Source organism: Paenibacillus sp. CB74, from assembly GCF_055687625.1.
Genome location: NZ_CM146009.1, coordinates 2,474,264 through 2,488,484, shown reverse-complemented (window position 1 = coordinate 2,488,484; position 14,221 = coordinate 2,474,264). Strand labels below are relative to the sequence as shown.

Genomic DNA, 14,221 nt, shown 5'->3' with positions numbered 1-14,221 from the left:
CAGGGTGATTCACCTCTTTTATTAGTCATGAACGGCAAATGAACGGCCCTTTGACAGGGATGCTTCTATATGATGCTCGTTTAATAATTTCCCATACCTTCTAAGCTAAATCTCCATCCCGAAGGTGAGAAATTCGTTTATTGGCTTCAGATGATTTATAATGGTTCAGGAGACATGTGGATTGACCGCTTGTCCTCATATTCATAAAACTAACTTTAGTGTGCAGAAAGAAAGGAAGAAAGCCATGATGAATGCTCCACATCCAATCGATCAATTCAAGAAATTTAAATATGAAATTACGAGATTTATGATGATCTATAAATTTGCTCTGGATCAAATGGAGACCAAAATTGAAGTATTGAAGGAAGAATTCCAGTCTCTGCATGATTACAGTCCAATTGAGCATACAAAGTCCAGACTGAAATCACCTGAGAGCATTATGAACAAGATGTTCCGCAAAAATCATGAGTTAACGTTTGAGAGCATCAAGCAAAATATCAAGGATATCGCCGGGGTACGGATTACATGTTCCTTTATCTCGGACATCTATCGCATTAAGGATATGCTGTGCAACCAGAGCGATCTGCGTGTACTGGAGGTCAAAGACTACATCGAGAATCCGAAGCCAAATGGCTACCAAAGCCTTCACCTCCTGGTGGAAGTGCCTGTGTACATGTCCAATGGCGAGGAACGAGCATGTGTGGAGATTCAGATTCGTACGATCGCGATGGATTTCTGGGCGAGTCTAGAGCATAAGATTTTTTATAAATACAATAAGGATGTTCCCGAGCATTTGACGAGAGAGCTAAAGAGTGCGGCAGACTCCGCCAATGCACTGGATCAACAGATGGAACGACTTCACCGGGAAATTCAGGAGATTAAGGACGCCGAGAACGAGCGGGATGAAGAAGAACTGCGCCGTATCATTATTAACAACCAACAGTTCACACTGCCGTCCAACTTGCTCAAACTGCTGGGTAGCGGGGAGTAGTACTCGATGAAAAGTACAATAGCTTCATTGAACACGAATCCCACATCCCGTGTACGTATGGCTTTAATTCTGGGGACGCTGTCGGCCTTCGGGCCGTTGTCCCTGGATATGTATTTACCCGCATTACCTACACTGGCTGATGAGTTCGGTTCATCGACCTCCTATGCTCAACTCAGTCTGACGGCGTGTATGATTGGACTTGCGGTGGGGCAGCTGCTTGCCGGACCTCTAAGTGATGTACGTGGTCGGCGAACACCGCTCATTGCAGGACTTATGCTCTATACTATAGCTTCCATACTCTGCCTGGTCAGCCCTACGATGGGCTCTTTTGTTGTGCTGCGGTTCATTCAGGGTGTAGCCGGAGCGGCTGGGATTGTCATCTCGCGCGCAATCGTCAGAGACGTATATTCAGGCCCGGAACTGACACGGTTCTTTTCCCTGTTAATGCTGATTAACGGCGTAGCCCCAATTGCTGCACCGATCATTGGTGGACAATTGTTGACATATACGTCGTGGCGTGGCGTATTTATTTTGCTTAGCCTCATCGGTATATTGACGCTGTTGGCTGTTATTTTCGGCCTTGGAGAGACATTGCCCTCCAACCGCAGATCAAGCGGGGGATTGAAACAGACGTTGATTACGTTTCGTCAAATCGCAGGCGATCGTCAGTTTATGGGTTATGCGTTGACCCAGGGTTTCGTAGCGGCTGGTATGTTTGCCTACATATCCGGTTCACCGTTTGTACTTCAGAAAATATATGGGGTATCCCCGCAAATGTTTAGTATCTGCTTTGCCATCAACGGGCTTGGCATTATTCTGGCCAGTCAGGTTGCCGGCAGACTTGCAGGTAAGGTATCTGAAACCCGCCTGTTAATCGCGGGGCTGCTAACCGCGGCCCTGGGAGGCACATCACTGCTCATCGCCATTCTGGCGGGAGGTAATCTAATCTCTGTACTGATTCCGTTATTTTTGGTGGTATCCAGTGTTGGACTGGTCAATACTGCGTCCTTCGCTCTGGCGATGGCCAATCAGGAGAAGTCGGCAGGAAGTGCGTCTGCGCTTATTGGTGTGATGACGTTCCTGTTCGGTGGCATTGTCGCTCCGCTAGTTGGTCTCGGAGGAGAAGGTACAGCTGTGCCAATGGGAATCGTTATCGCGTGTGCGGATCTCGGTGCCTTGCTGATTTATTTCCTAATGGTCAGTCGGGGCAGGAAGCGTCAGATGGATCAGACGTTGAGTTAACGATACGGATTCTTTGATTAAAAGAACGAACAAGAGCCTCACTTGGAAGGAATCATACTTCCAAATGAGGCTCTTGCTGTCGCTAAGGACAAGTTTAGCAGAGCGCAAACAAAATCTGTGTATTGGACAGTATGCCTGGCGTGAGGAATGGATAGAAGTACCCCACTACAAAACCGAACAGATTGATGGCAGGCCACATTAGGTACACATCATTGTATGTGAAGACAAGGGACCATCGGTTATAGCAAAAGTTGGGCAGTGCACGTTCTTCGTTTTCTCGCGGTGCCGCTGCACCCGTCTGTGCAAATTGTACAGCTTGAGTGAGACTTTGCGGCTGTTGCTGGAGGAAGAGTGGAAGCAGACCCGGGCTGCTTTTGATCAGGTTATACAGAAAAAGCATCTCTGCGGGAGGCTGACCTACCGGACGCGGATAGGCGCTAAGCAGCGTTGGCAGATTGCCTTGTGCCAGTTGCGCAGGTACGCCCGGTGCTGTACCCGGAATGCCTCCAGGAATATATGGACCTGGTCCTCCGCCTGGAATGAATGGAGGATAGGAGCCTTGACCTCCAGGGGTACCCGGATACGTCTGACCACCTGGGATGCCGCCACCGCCACCTCCTGGGAATAGTGGAGGCAATTGAAAGGAGCGGTCTTCTCCATAACTTAGATAAGGACTATATTCGTAATACATGTATAGAACATCCTTCCTGTCGTCGTATTCTGCATTCAGCATATGGCGGCATCCGCCTATACGTGAATGCCGCCAAGAAGATTTTATATGCTTCGCTCGGACATAATCGAATTGACAATTGAACTGATAACAATTATCATTGTCAATGGAATTGGACAAATGTACATACGGGTATTATATGTATCAATAATAATATCATTGTTTTTGAACGTAGATATCTGTCCCAATACAGCTAATAAGGTTTCCATATTGAAAGGGGATAATAAAGTGTTTAAGAGAAATAAAAAGATGATCACACTTTTGATTACGGTGATGGTTATGTCCATCTGGTTAGCAGCATGTGGAGCGAAGCCGGCAGAGAACGGTGCAGCTGGAGAGAACGATACAACGACCGAGACAGAAACGCAAACAGAAGCCGCTACAGAGCGAACCATGACAGATGCAATGGGACACGAAGTGAAAATCCCGGCGAATCCGGAGCGTATTATCGCATCTTATCTAGAAGACAATCTGGTAACACTAGGTGTTAAGCCAGCAGCACAGTGGTCAGTAGCAAACGGCATTCAGGAATATTTGCAAAAAGATCTGAACGGTATTCCAACGATTGCCTTCGATCTTCCTTTTGAAGCGGTAGCAAGTTTCAACCCGGATCTGATTATTATTGGTTCTGAAAGTGTGGTTGAAGGAGAAAAATACGAACAGTACAGTAAGATTGCACCTACTTATGTACTTGGCGATGAGATCAATAGCGACTGGCGTAAAACATTGCTGAAAATCGGTGAGATATTGAATAAGAGTGATGAAGCACAAAAAGCGCTGGATGATTACGAAGTTAAAGCTACAGAAATTAAGGAAAAGATCAACAACGTTACAGGTGGAACGAAATCGGCAGCGGCCATTTGGTTGGTTAGTGGCAAGTTCTTTATTGTAAGTGACAATGTATCAAGTGGAGAAGTAATGTATAAAGAACTTGGCCTTCAAGAGCCTGAAGTTGTAAAAGAAATCTCTGCCAATGCAACAGGTAACTGGTCTTCCATCTCTTTGGAGAAGCTGGCGGAAATGGATGTAGACTACTTGTTCTTTGTGAATAGTGATGAAGGTACTGGGGCGGAAGCACTGAAAGATCCAGTGTGGCAAAGCATTCCGGCTGTGAAAAATGGTAATTTGTTTGAATTCACCCGGTCCAGCAGCTGGTTGTATAGTGGAGTTCAAGCGAACCTTCAAATTATGGAAGACATTCAGAACAGCATTGTTAAATAAGAATTAGTCGATATGAAAAAGCATATTCCTACTCTCTGGTGCAATGGGGCCAGGGAGTTTTTTTGTTAATTCAGCATTTTACGTTATATAATTAATAGGAGTGTGGTATCGTGTCTTGCAGTGAAATGGACACTTGTTACACGAGCAGGAAAGGGGATATTACATATGTATACATTGGATCCACGTGAAATAACGGGAAGAGACAACTATAAACTAATGAGTGGCTCGGTAGTGCCACGCCCAATTGCTTTTGTGACAACACGTTCAGATCAGAATGGTGTGATCAATGCAGCACCTTTCAGTTTCTTCAATGTGGTTAGCTCGGACCCACCGCTGTTATCCATATCCGTTGCGCGTAAAGACGGCATGATGAAAGATACTGCACGTAATGTACTTGCTCATAGAGAGTTGGTTGTGCATATATGTGATGAAGCAATCATAGCAGAAGTAAATGAGACAGCAGCTATCCTTGAACCTCATGAAAGTGAGCTTGAGCGGACGAAACTGACTACAGTACCAAGTACAAAGGTCGCCGTGCCAGGAATAAAAGAAGCCCTTATTCGAATGGAGTGTGAGCTGTATCAGCACATTCCCATTACCAACGATGATGGCAAACCGATGAGTGATTTGCTACTGGTACGCATAGTACAGTATCATTTCAGCGAACAAGTCTATAATCCGGACAAGGGGTATATCCTGATGGATCATTTGAAACCAGTCAGCCGACTTGCGGGTAATGATTATGCCAAGCTCGGAGAGAGATTTACCATAATACGCCCTGAATAGGTATGAAAGATCTTATATGTAATTTGTGAAAGGGTTTAATTTTGTAGATAACGGCGGACAACACATGCGAAACTCGCATAGGTTGTCCGCCTTTCGTTGTGATATGAACATAAATGGGACAGGGAGTGAATAGACTTGTACTATAACCTGCACATTTTTATATGAACCTATTTGATATATAGGTCGTTTAACAAGCCCACTTTTGATGAGAAAGAAAAGATTATATAGGGGGTTAAGCCGATGAACCAGCTTGAGGAAACTACAGGGGCAAGTATTATGGGAATAGGAACGGCGTGGCCAGCCCACCGTATTGAGCAAAAGGATGTGTCTGCCCGTCTCGCACAGGCGCTGGAACATGAGCCGGATGCGAGAAGATGGGCGAAACGAATCTTTAATCAGTGCGGTGTGGAGACTCGTTATACGTGTGAACCGAATCTGCTTGAGCCTGTTGATTCTTGCCGATACTTACCTTTCACGAGTAGGGAGGAAGTTCCGACTACATCCGAGCGCATGGGCAAATACAAAGCTGCTGCTGTTCCCCTTGGTCTGGAGGCGGCCGGACAAGCGCTTCAGGATGCGGACGTATCCTCCTCGGAAATTACACATCTCATTACGGTGAGTTGCACGGGCCAATTCCTGCCCGGACTTGATGTTCGGCTGATCCAGCAGCTTGAACTGTCACCGCAGATTAACCGGATTCCGCTGGTGTTTCAAGGATGTGCAGCGGGTCTGAAGGCGATACAACTGGCGAATTCCATTGTAACGACCGATCAGAAGGCCATGGTTCTCATCGTGTGTGTGGAGCTGTGCACGCTTCATTTTCAGCCATCTTCCAAACGGGACGACCTGTATGCTGCATCGTTCTTCGGTGATGGTGCATCTGCCTGTGTTATTGGTGCGTCCGGAACAGACCGTAATGAATGTTTTCGACTAGGGCGTGGGTACTCAACGCTGCTCCCGGATTGTGCAGAAGAAATGATCTGGGAAGTGGGCAATACAGGCTTTGACCTCTATCTGTCACCACAGATTCCAAAGCTGCTTGGTCTGCATCTTGGGCCAGAGGTTGAGCGACTTCTCGAGGGGGGGAGTTTACCTGAAATATGGGCGATCCATCCGGGAGGCAGAGGCATCGTGGATGCCGTTCAGAAGCTGTATCAGTTGACAGATGAGCAGGTCTCATACAGTCGTAACATCCTGCGGGATTATGGCAACCTGTCGTCTGTGACAATTCTCTTTGTACTTCAAGCCATCCGCGAGGATTACAGACAAAAAGAAGATTACTCGAGTGGAATAGCGCTTGCCTTTGGACCCGGACTGACCGCAGAATTACTCCCTTTTACATACATTCCTGTGCCCATGGCGAACAGAACACCTGTGAAGCAAGGCATCCATTAGTTCGCGAATCCGAGTGAAGGAGACATACACCGCAAGTGGCTGGATGTGCGTACGATCTTACCGATGAACGTAATCGAATGACTAATCTGATCGCAGAGGAGCTTAGGTATGGCTTATCGCAGACTTGCTGCCTTCATCAGCCGATATCCACGGTTCATTATTCTCTGCTGGGTATTTATCATCGGGATGTCAGCGGTCTGGGCGTGGAGGTTGCCTGACATTGTCCAGGATCACGGATTGAAACGGGTTCACGGGGATGCGCAAGCCGTAGAGCTTGTTCTGGAGGACGAATTCGCTTCTCCTGCGAATCCGGTTATTCTGGTTTTTGAGAAAAAGGATAATACCTCGCCGTTAGCGTTCCGACAGTGGATCAGGGAACGTCTGACACAGGTTCAAGTGTTACCTGCGGTAAGCTCTGTCACGTTCCCGCTGGATGCTGGCGAAAGGGTCACGCTGCAAAATCACAGGGCATATGCCCTTGTGAAGATGGATGTGCCCCCACATCAGATGGGTCCTCCAATTGAGCAGTTGCGCGCCTTGCTGGCAACAGACGGTCCAGGTACAGTCCAATTGACCGGCAAGACCGTCGTACAACAGGATGTGAATCATCTGAGTTTTCGTGACCTGGAACGGGCAGAGATGGTGGGGCTACCGATTGCCCTAATCGTTCTGTGCTTCGCTTTCAGGGGGTTATATGCCGCATTGATTGCTGTCATGATGGGCATCAGTGCTGTGATTACAGCGATGGGAGCCACAACGCTCCTTGGTTATCATCTGGAATTGTCCAACTTTATCATTAACGTTATTCCCATGGTGGGCATGGCACTCAGTATAGATTTTGCCCTGATCATCCTGAGCAGGTACAGGGAAGAAGTTCAGCGGGCATATAAAGATGAAGGTGCAGCTAATATTCCGGGAAGAAGCCTGGTTATGCAGAGCGAGATTCTTCAAAGAACATTACGTACAGCAGGCAGAGCAGTGTTATTCTCGGCAGCTTGCGTACTCCTCGGGCTGCTGGGTCTGCTCTGGATCAGGCTGCCAATGTTTCTGAGTGTCTCCTTGGGGGCCGTCATTGTTCTGCTTCTATCACTATTGTTAAATCTTACACTGCTGCCAGCTCTACTGTCACTGTTCGCGGATCGTGTCTTCAGGCAAAATTCAATTCATTCGTTACCTAGAGGTTCAGTGTGGCACAGATGGTCAGCAATGGTCATGAAACGTCCAGTCAGCATGGCAATTGGAGGTACGATCGTGCTGCTCCTGTGTGTCTATCCAGTGACCCGGCTGGAACTGTCTGTCCCGGATGCCTCTTCACTGCCAGCCAGAATGGAGTCCCGCCAGGCAGCAGAGCTGTTGCAGCATGATTATGGTCCAAAGAATACCTCCACCATCGAGATCGTGATTGGTGGACAGCAGGAACGGTTAACTACCTCACACTGGCAGACGGCCCACAACAAAGCACGTCAATTACTTCAGGACTCGGACGTATTGAGCATTGTTTCACCATGGGGCCTATTACAGCCTAATCAGAATGGCTCACCAAACCTGTTTACAATTCCATCGTCGTCGCCTTCCATAGAAGGCAAGGAGTCAACAAGGACGGCATGGCTGCGTTCAACGGTCTCTGATTATTCCATACGATTGGTAGCCACCGTGCATGGGGAGCCTGGATCGGAGCAGGTCGCAGATTGGCTGGAACGGATGAGGAATAGCGATCATGCACTAGGTTCCAACAATGTAAAACTGCGTTATGGTGGGGAAGCTGCCAAGCAGGTTGAAATCATGCAGGAAGTTACACATCAACTGCCTAAAGTGCTGGTATTTGTAGTCGTCACCAATTATCTTGTATTACTGGCGGCATTCCGATCTCTACTCATTCCAATCAAAGCGATTGTGATGAATCTGCTCAGCTTAGCCGCTTCATTTGGCATTTTGGTATGGGTGTTTAATGAAGGACATCTGGGCATGGAGCAATCAGACATTGCTATTATGATCCCTGTATTCATTGCAGGATTGGTGTTTGGCATATCCATGGATTATGGGGTATTTATGTTAAGTCGTATTCAGGAGGTGTACAGACGAACAGGAGACAGTGATGGAGCTGTCCAACAAGGACTGGCTTCTACCGGTCGTCTGGTCACTTCCGCAGCGGCAATTCTACTTGCGGTTACCGTGCCGTTTGCTTTTGCTGAAGTTGCAGGTGTGAGGCAATTAGGGATTGGAATCACGGCAGCGGTATTGATTGACGTTACATTGATCCGCCTAATATTGGTACCTGCGTTGATGAGATTAATGGGCAGGTGGAACTGGTGGCTGCCAGGTCAGATCAAATGAAGGGTATTTCCGTAACCTGTCTTCAGGTTGGAGATATCCTTTTTGGCTAGAAATCGTATGATTCTATTCAAAACAGGCAAACATGTTCAATTCATGGGTGACATCAATGTTCTATAATGGATGGGATTCATTCCATATGACAGTCTTCTATCTACGTTATCTTTACGAAAAACAGGAGGGACACAGGCCCATGTCGGATATTGAAGCCTATTTACAACAACAAACGAATCTCCGTGGACGTTCCGCATATCAGGCAGATCAACCCCTGGAGTTATGGCGCAGTCAGTTATGTACCCGCGTGAAAGAACGGCTGGGCGGTTTTCCAACCAGGGACGCAGCATTGAATCCTGTCTTACTGGAGCGCATTCCATGTGACGGGTATATCCGGGAGCGGGTTGAGATCACGACCTATGCGGGACTCCGTATGTCTGTGTATGTATTGATTCCAGGGGATGGAAGCACTACCGAGGTGAGAAGACCTGCTATCGTTGCTTGTCATGGGCATGGCTATGGTAGCCGGGAGATCTCTGGTATGGAACCGGATGGTTCACCACGGACTGGAGAGCCCGGATTACACAAGGACTTTGCAGTAGCGCTTGTGAAGCGTGGATATGTGGTTGCGGCTCCAGAGCTACTCGGTTTCGGTGATCGAAGACTGGCAGAGGACCGCGATGCGCCACCAGGGGTAAGCTCCTGTACGAAGATTGCGGCGCATCTGCTCATGGTGGGGAAGACTCTCGCCGGGCACAGGGTATATGAAACAACTAGAGTACTGGATTATCTATTGACCCGACCGGAAGTGGATACGGAGCGAATTGGAAGCATGGGTATCTCGGGTGGTGGTCTGGTTACGGCATTTTCAGCCGCATTGGATGAACGCTTCCATGCAGCTGTAGTAAGTGGCTATGCAAGTACATTCCAGGGCAGCATACTGGATCGCAACCATTGTCTGGACAATTATGTGCCAGGTATCCTGCGTGAAGCGGAGTTGCCCGATCTCATCGGCTTGATTGTACCTAGACCACTCTTTATTGAAGCTGGAAGTGATGATCGGGTATTTCCGCTCGATGCAGCAAGAGAAGCATATAAGCGATTGACATACATCTATGAACAAGCGGGGGCATCAGAAGCACTGGATGCGGATTTCTTTACAGGTGGACATGAGATTAGCGGAGCGAAGGCCTATGACTGGCTTGATCGAGTTCTGTGAAGTTGTGGATCATGCACCAATCTAATATGGATTCGAGAGGAGAATTCAGTGATGAAATGGTCAACATTGGTAAAGTTTCTGCTCTGTTTTATTCTGTTTGCAAGTACGTTGAGCATCGGTCTGGGAAGCAGTGGAGGGCAAGTTGCCAAGGCAGCAACGGACAATTACAGATTTGATTTTGGTTCGGGTCCGGTTGAGAGCGGTTACACAGGCGTGTCCGCAGGAGATGCCTACACGGCTACCAAAGGGTATGGGTTCAATACACCAGCCAATATGCGAAATGTGTCTGCTTCTGGAAGCGGAGTAATGAGTGACGCCGTACAGTTTCTGACGTTTGGCACGAAGAGCAACAACACCTTCAATGTGAACTTGTCCAATGGCCTATATGAGGTCAAAGTGGTTCTGGGCAATACAGCCAGAGCAAGTGTGGCGGCAGAAGGGGTGTACCAGATCATCAACATGACGGGCAACGGGGCGACGGATCAATTTCAAATTCCGATAACTGATGGGCAACTCAATCTGCTCATTACGGAAGGAAAAGCAGGTACTGCATTTACACTCAGCGCACTCGAGATTCGGAAGATATCCAATCAGACCGTAACCAACCGCACGATTTACATCGGTGGTGACTCAACAGTTTGTAATTACTATCCGCTTGGCAGCAGTGTACAAGGAGGGTGGGGGCAGCTGTTACCGTCTTATGTGAACAACGCTACGTTCCAGGTTCGTAATATGGCATCAAGTGGTCAGTTTGCGAGAGGATTCCGCGACGATGGTCAGATGGAGGCGATTCTGAAGTATATCAAGCCGGGAGATTATTTTATTTTGCAATTCGGGATTAACGATACCAATGCCAAGAACAATACAACGGAGGCGCAGTTTAAAGAGATTATGCGGGATATGGTGCGTCAGGCGAAGAACAAAGGAGCAACGGTTATCCTCTCCACGCCACAAGGCCGGGCAACAGACTTTAATACAGCCAATGTACATCAAGCGGAGAACCGCTGGTATAATCAATCGACTCGTGCACTGGCTCAGGAAGAGGGGGTCACACTGGTTGAACTGAATAAGTTGAGTTCTGCTTATTTCACGTCCATTGGTCCGGCGGCAACACTCGCTCTGTATATGACGGGGGATAGTCTGCATCCGAATCGTCAAGGTGCTGCACAGCTTGCACGCATTGTGGCTGCGGATCTGAAAAGACAGGGATTGAGTGGATTCTAATGATGAATATTATCTGCCTGCATGATCCGGATATGATATGAACTGCGTATGATAAATTAAAAAATACCCCCGTGAACAGCCCACGAAAAGGGCGGCTGATCCTTGGGGGTATTCGCTATTTCTGAGATGGAGGATCACTCCATCATGTCTTTGGCTTCATGGTTCACCTTTTTACCTTTTAACAAGGGTTCCAGTTCATCTTGTACACTCTGCTCCCACAGTGGTACATCTGTGCGATAGGCGGCCCGTCCGTTCAGATGTCCGGCGACCGGAGCCGTGATGAATACAAACAGGATACCTAACAACAAACGGGCACTGATATAGTTATCGAAGTACCAGAAGTAGAAAAACGTAGCGCTTAGTACACAGAACACGCCAAGCGTCATACTTTTGGTTGCGGCATGGGCTCGTAGATATACATCGGGCAGACGAATAAGTCCGAACGCACTGAGGGCGCTAAGCAATGCACCAAGCAGTACGAGTAAACCTATGGCTGTTTCAGCGGTTACCTTAACGATCTCCATCATTTTTGAATACCGCCCCCCGTTCAATATAACGTGCAAATGCCACTGTACTTAGAAAAGCCAGAATACCAATCAGCAAGATGATATCCAGATATGCCTGAGTTTGCAGCATCATCGAAAGAACGGCGACGATGGCAATTACATTGATACCGATGGTGTCCAATGCTGTGATCCGATCAGCCATGGATGGTCCCCGAAGCACCCTATACAAGCACCCTAGTATGGCTAAGGAGAGAATGAGCAATGAGATGAACAACAGTGAGGATAACATTAACGCGTCACCTCCATAATTGCTTTTTCGAATGTGTTTTGAATATTATCTCTCATTTTCTGTTCATCCTTGATATCTAGCGCGTGGATAAACAGTTTGCGTTGGTTACCCGAGATCTCAAGTGGCAGAGAACCCGGTGTTAATGAAATAAGTAGGCAGAGCAGGGTGACCTCCCAATCCGAGGACAATTGAGTTTTATACGTAAAAATACCGGGCCTTATGTCGAGCTTGGGCTTGATAATCTGGCGTATAACCTCAATGCTGGCTCGCACCAGTTCCTTGAACAGTAATGTAATCAGTTTGCAGATGGCCCAGACTCGAACAATATAGAAGCGCTGGGGGAAGAATCTCCGCATCCCCCCGATGAGAAGTAGTCCGAGCAGGTAACCTATGAGAAAACCAACACCATTCCAGGCGTTGTTCAAAAACATCCATACAAAGGCAATGATAAGATTAAGTACAATCTGAAAGGCCATAGACATCTACTCCTTCAATACGGCATCAATATAAATATTGGGATGCAGTAGAATATCGCCTGCGCGGGAGGTCAATTGGAACATGCCTTCAGCCCCCACACCCATTACGATGATGAATACAAACAGAATTCCGGCAGGAATCAGCAGGCCGTTCACCGCGTATGGCCGTCTTGCAACACCGGCAGGCGGTTCGCCCCAGAACGCTTGTATGAAGATGCGCAGTACCGAATATAACATTAACAAGCTGGAGAGCACCGCAATACCGGTCAGACCATACAAGCCTGCCTGCAAGCCACCTTCGAAGAGGAGCAACTTCCCCGGAAAACCACTGAATGGAGGCAAGCCTGCCAAGGCAAGTGCGCTAATGAAGAACATCCAGCCGAGCAGCGGATAGCGATGGATCAGCCCGCCCATGTTGTCCAGTTTGGATGTTCCGGCAACGGCGATCAAGGCACCGCCAAGCAGGAAGAGCAATGTTTTGATTAACATGTCATGCAGCATGTAGAAGAGCAGACCTTCCAGTGCAGGACGACTCGCTGCAGCCATACCAAAAGCGACAAAACCTACACCTGCAACCACGTTGTAGATGAGAATTTTGTTCACATCGCGGTACGAGATTGCACCGATAACACCAAGAACCATCGTAGCACCAGCCATCCATCCGATCAGGGCATGGAAGAAATCAGGATCATGATAGAAGATCAGTGTGAATGTTCGCACAATAGCGTACAAGCCAACCTTGGTAAGCAATCCTGCGAACAATGCAGTGACGACAGCAGGTGGTGCCGCATAAGAGCCCGACAGCCAGAAGAACAGGAACAGTCCGGCCTTGATGCTGAATACAATCAGAAAGAGAACGGCAATTAAGGTAATGACTCCGCTCTGTCCCACTTCAGCAATTTTTACGGACAAGTCTGCCATGTTCAGTGTGCCAGTAATGGAGTAAAGGAAGCCAATGGAAGCGACAAACAGGGCTGAAGAAACGATGTTAATCAAGACATATTTGATCGTTTCACGAAGCTGCCTTTCCGTACTACCCAATACAATCAGTGCATAGGAAGAGATCAGCATCAGCTCAAAGCAAACAAACAAATTGAACAAATCTCCGGTTAGGAATGAACCGTTAACTCCCGCGATCAGAAAATGAAAGAACGGATAGAAGTGATGTTCTTCTCTCTCCTTGTTTACACTGCGGAATGCATACAGCAGACAAGCCAGCGCAATGATGGAAGCAGCAACCACAAGCAACGCAGACACCATGTCAGCAACTAGCACAATACCATAGGGAGGTGCCCATCCGCCCATATTAAGCGTGAGCACTCCAGTTTGAGTTACACGAGTAATAAGTATCGTTGAGACCGCTGCTGTAAACAAAAGCCCGATGACACTAATGATCCGCTGGATATTTGTTTTTCGGAAAAAGAGCAAAGCCAGAACACCTGTGATTAAAGGCAACAGAATCGGCAGAACGACGAGATTATTCATATGGGCGCCCCCTTACTTCTTCCATATCGTCTGTTTTTAATTTCAGATAAGAACGATAAGAAAGAACAAAGAAGAACGCAGTGAGTCCAAAATTAATTACAATAGAAGTTAGTATTAACGCCTGAGGAAGAGGGTCGACATAGCGCTCGGCCATCTCCCCAAGCAGGGGTGGTGCCCCGGTTTTGAGACGTGACATGGTGATCAAGAGCAGATGTACACCATGGGTTAGTATGGACATGCCAAGTACGATACGGAGTAGGCTCCGCGACAAGATTAAAAAGACAGCAACCGCAAACAGAATGCCAACGGCTACACACATCAATATTTCCATA

General features: G+C 47.7%; 14 protein-coding genes. 8 read left to right on the top strand and 6 right to left on the bottom strand.

The window, feature by feature from the left end; translation table 11 throughout:
• The first annotated feature begins 247 nt into the window (after positions 1-247).
• Entirely contained in the window at positions 248-991 is a 744-nt protein-coding gene (locus ACX9NY_RS10865) for a GTP pyrophosphokinase (RefSeq protein ID WP_062834047.1), read from the top strand.
• A gap of 6 nt (positions 992-997) precedes the next feature.
• Positions 998-2,233: a multidrug effflux MFS transporter gene (locus tag ACX9NY_RS10860; protein ID WP_339242052.1), complete on the top strand. Its 1,236-nt coding sequence runs from the start codon at positions 998-1,000 to the stop codon at positions 2,231-2,233.
• 94 nt (positions 2,234-2,327) lie between these two features.
• Here the strand turns inward: ACX9NY_RS10860 and ACX9NY_RS10855 are convergent, their stop codons facing one another.
• Positions 2,328-2,966: a hypothetical protein gene (locus tag ACX9NY_RS10855; RefSeq protein ID WP_342572738.1), complete on the bottom strand. Its 639-nt coding sequence runs from the start codon at positions 2,964-2,966 to the stop codon at positions 2,328-2,330.
• A 225-nt stretch (positions 2,967-3,191) separates the two neighbouring features.
• Between ACX9NY_RS10855 and ACX9NY_RS10850 the strand changes: the two genes are divergently transcribed.
• The 6 genes from ACX9NY_RS10850 (at position 3,192) to ACX9NY_RS10825 (ending at position 11,133) form a co-directional block, all read left to right on the top strand.
• Positions 3,192-4,184: an iron-hydroxamate ABC transporter substrate-binding protein gene (locus ACX9NY_RS10850; protein ID WP_339260747.1), complete on the top strand. Its 993-nt coding sequence runs from the start codon at positions 3,192-3,194 to the stop codon at positions 4,182-4,184.
• 165 nt (positions 4,185-4,349) lie between these two features.
• A complete protein-coding gene (locus ACX9NY_RS10845) occupies positions 4,350-4,970 on the top strand; it encodes a flavin reductase family protein (protein ID WP_472478568.1) in 621 nt (206 codons plus the stop codon).
• A 240-nt stretch (positions 4,971-5,210) separates the two neighbouring features.
• On the top strand, positions 5,211-6,365 hold the full coding sequence (locus tag ACX9NY_RS10840; protein ID WP_472478567.1) for a type III polyketide synthase: 1,155 nt from the start codon (positions 5,211-5,213) through the stop codon (positions 6,363-6,365).
• Between the two features lie 108 nt (positions 6,366-6,473).
• On the top strand, positions 6,474-8,699 hold the full coding sequence (locus ACX9NY_RS10835) for an MMPL family transporter (RefSeq protein ID WP_472478566.1): 2,226 nt from the start codon (positions 6,474-6,476) through the stop codon (positions 8,697-8,699).
• Between the two features lie 190 nt (positions 8,700-8,889).
• Positions 8,890-9,909 carry a dienelactone hydrolase family protein gene (locus ACX9NY_RS10830; RefSeq protein WP_472478565.1) on the top strand — a complete coding sequence of 340 codons (1,020 nt, stop codon included), beginning with the start codon at positions 8,890-8,892 and terminating at the stop codon, positions 9,907-9,909.
• 51 nt (positions 9,910-9,960) lie between these two features.
• Positions 9,961-11,133: a rhamnogalacturonan acetylesterase gene (locus ACX9NY_RS10825; protein ID WP_339242065.1), complete on the top strand. Its 1,173-nt coding sequence runs from the start codon at positions 9,961-9,963 to the stop codon at positions 11,131-11,133.
• A gap of 134 nt (positions 11,134-11,267) precedes the next feature.
• On the opposite strand, the gene mnhG is transcribed toward ACX9NY_RS10825, so the two are convergent.
• The 5 genes from mnhG to ACX9NY_RS10800 are packed head-to-tail and all read right to left on the bottom strand — an operon-like array spanning position 11,268 to position 14,220.
• A complete protein-coding gene (gene mnhG / locus ACX9NY_RS10820) occupies positions 11,268-11,660 on the bottom strand; it encodes a monovalent cation/H(+) antiporter subunit G (protein WP_076249568.1) in 393 nt (130 codons plus the stop codon).
• Positions 11,644-11,928, bottom strand: a complete 285-nt coding sequence (locus ACX9NY_RS10815) for a Na(+)/H(+) antiporter subunit F1 (protein WP_017688855.1) — start codon at positions 11,926-11,928, stop codon at positions 11,644-11,646. Before ACX9NY_RS10815 ends, mnhG begins: the two co-directional genes overlap by 17 nt.
• Positions 11,928-12,404, bottom strand: a complete 477-nt coding sequence (locus ACX9NY_RS10810; RefSeq protein WP_339242068.1) for a Na+/H+ antiporter subunit E — start codon at positions 12,402-12,404, stop codon at positions 11,928-11,930. Before ACX9NY_RS10810 ends, ACX9NY_RS10815 begins: the two co-directional genes overlap by 1 nt.
• Before the next feature lie 6 nt (positions 12,405-12,410).
• Entirely contained in the window at positions 12,411-13,889 is a 1,479-nt protein-coding gene (locus ACX9NY_RS10805) for a Na+/H+ antiporter subunit D (RefSeq protein WP_472478564.1), read from the bottom strand.
• The gene (locus ACX9NY_RS10800; protein WP_036670645.1) at positions 13,882-14,220 is read right to left on the bottom strand and encodes a Na(+)/H(+) antiporter subunit C; all 339 of its coding nucleotides are present in this window, start codon (positions 14,218-14,220) and stop codon (positions 13,882-13,884) included. Before ACX9NY_RS10800 ends, ACX9NY_RS10805 begins: the two co-directional genes overlap by 8 nt.
• Position 14,221 lies beyond the last annotated feature (1 nt).

Bases quoted from the DNA above. Each gene is read 5' to 3' on its own strand.
- ACX9NY_RS10865 (WP_062834047.1), top strand. From the start codon at position 248: ATGAATGCTCCACATCCAATCGATCAATTCAAGAAATTTAAATATGAA.
- ACX9NY_RS10860 (WP_339242052.1), top strand. From the start codon at position 998: ATGAAAAGTACAATAGCTTCATTGAACACGAATCCCACATCCCGTGTA.
- ACX9NY_RS10855 (WP_342572738.1), bottom strand. From the start codon at position 2,966: ATGCTGAATGCAGAATACGACGACAGGAAGGATGTTCTATACATGTAT.
- ACX9NY_RS10845 (WP_472478568.1), top strand. From the start codon at position 4,350: ATGTATACATTGGATCCACGTGAAATAACGGGAAGAGACAACTATAAA.
- ACX9NY_RS10840 (WP_472478567.1), top strand. From the start codon at position 5,211: ATGAACCAGCTTGAGGAAACTACAGGGGCAAGTATTATGGGAATAGGA.
- ACX9NY_RS10835 (WP_472478566.1), top strand. From the start codon at position 6,474: ATGGCTTATCGCAGACTTGCTGCCTTCATCAGCCGATATCCACGGTTC.
- ACX9NY_RS10830 (WP_472478565.1), top strand. From the start codon at position 8,890: ATGTCGGATATTGAAGCCTATTTACAACAACAAACGAATCTCCGTGGA.
- ACX9NY_RS10825 (WP_339242065.1), top strand. From the start codon at position 9,961: ATGAAATGGTCAACATTGGTAAAGTTTCTGCTCTGTTTTATTCTGTTT.
- mnhG (WP_076249568.1), bottom strand. From the start codon at position 11,660: ATGATGGAGATCGTTAAGGTAACCGCTGAAACAGCCATAGGTTTACTC.
- ACX9NY_RS10815 (WP_017688855.1), bottom strand. From the start codon at position 11,928: ATGTTATCCTCACTGTTGTTCATCTCATTGCTCATTCTCTCCTTAGCC.
- ACX9NY_RS10810 (WP_339242068.1), bottom strand. From the start codon at position 12,404: ATGGCCTTTCAGATTGTACTTAATCTTATCATTGCCTTTGTATGGATG.
- ACX9NY_RS10805 (WP_472478564.1), bottom strand. From the start codon at position 13,889: ATGAATAATCTCGTCGTTCTGCCGATTCTGTTGCCTTTAATCACAGGT.
- ACX9NY_RS10800 (WP_036670645.1), bottom strand. From the start codon at position 14,220: ATGGAAATATTGATGTGTGTAGCCGTTGGCATTCTGTTTGCGGTTGCT.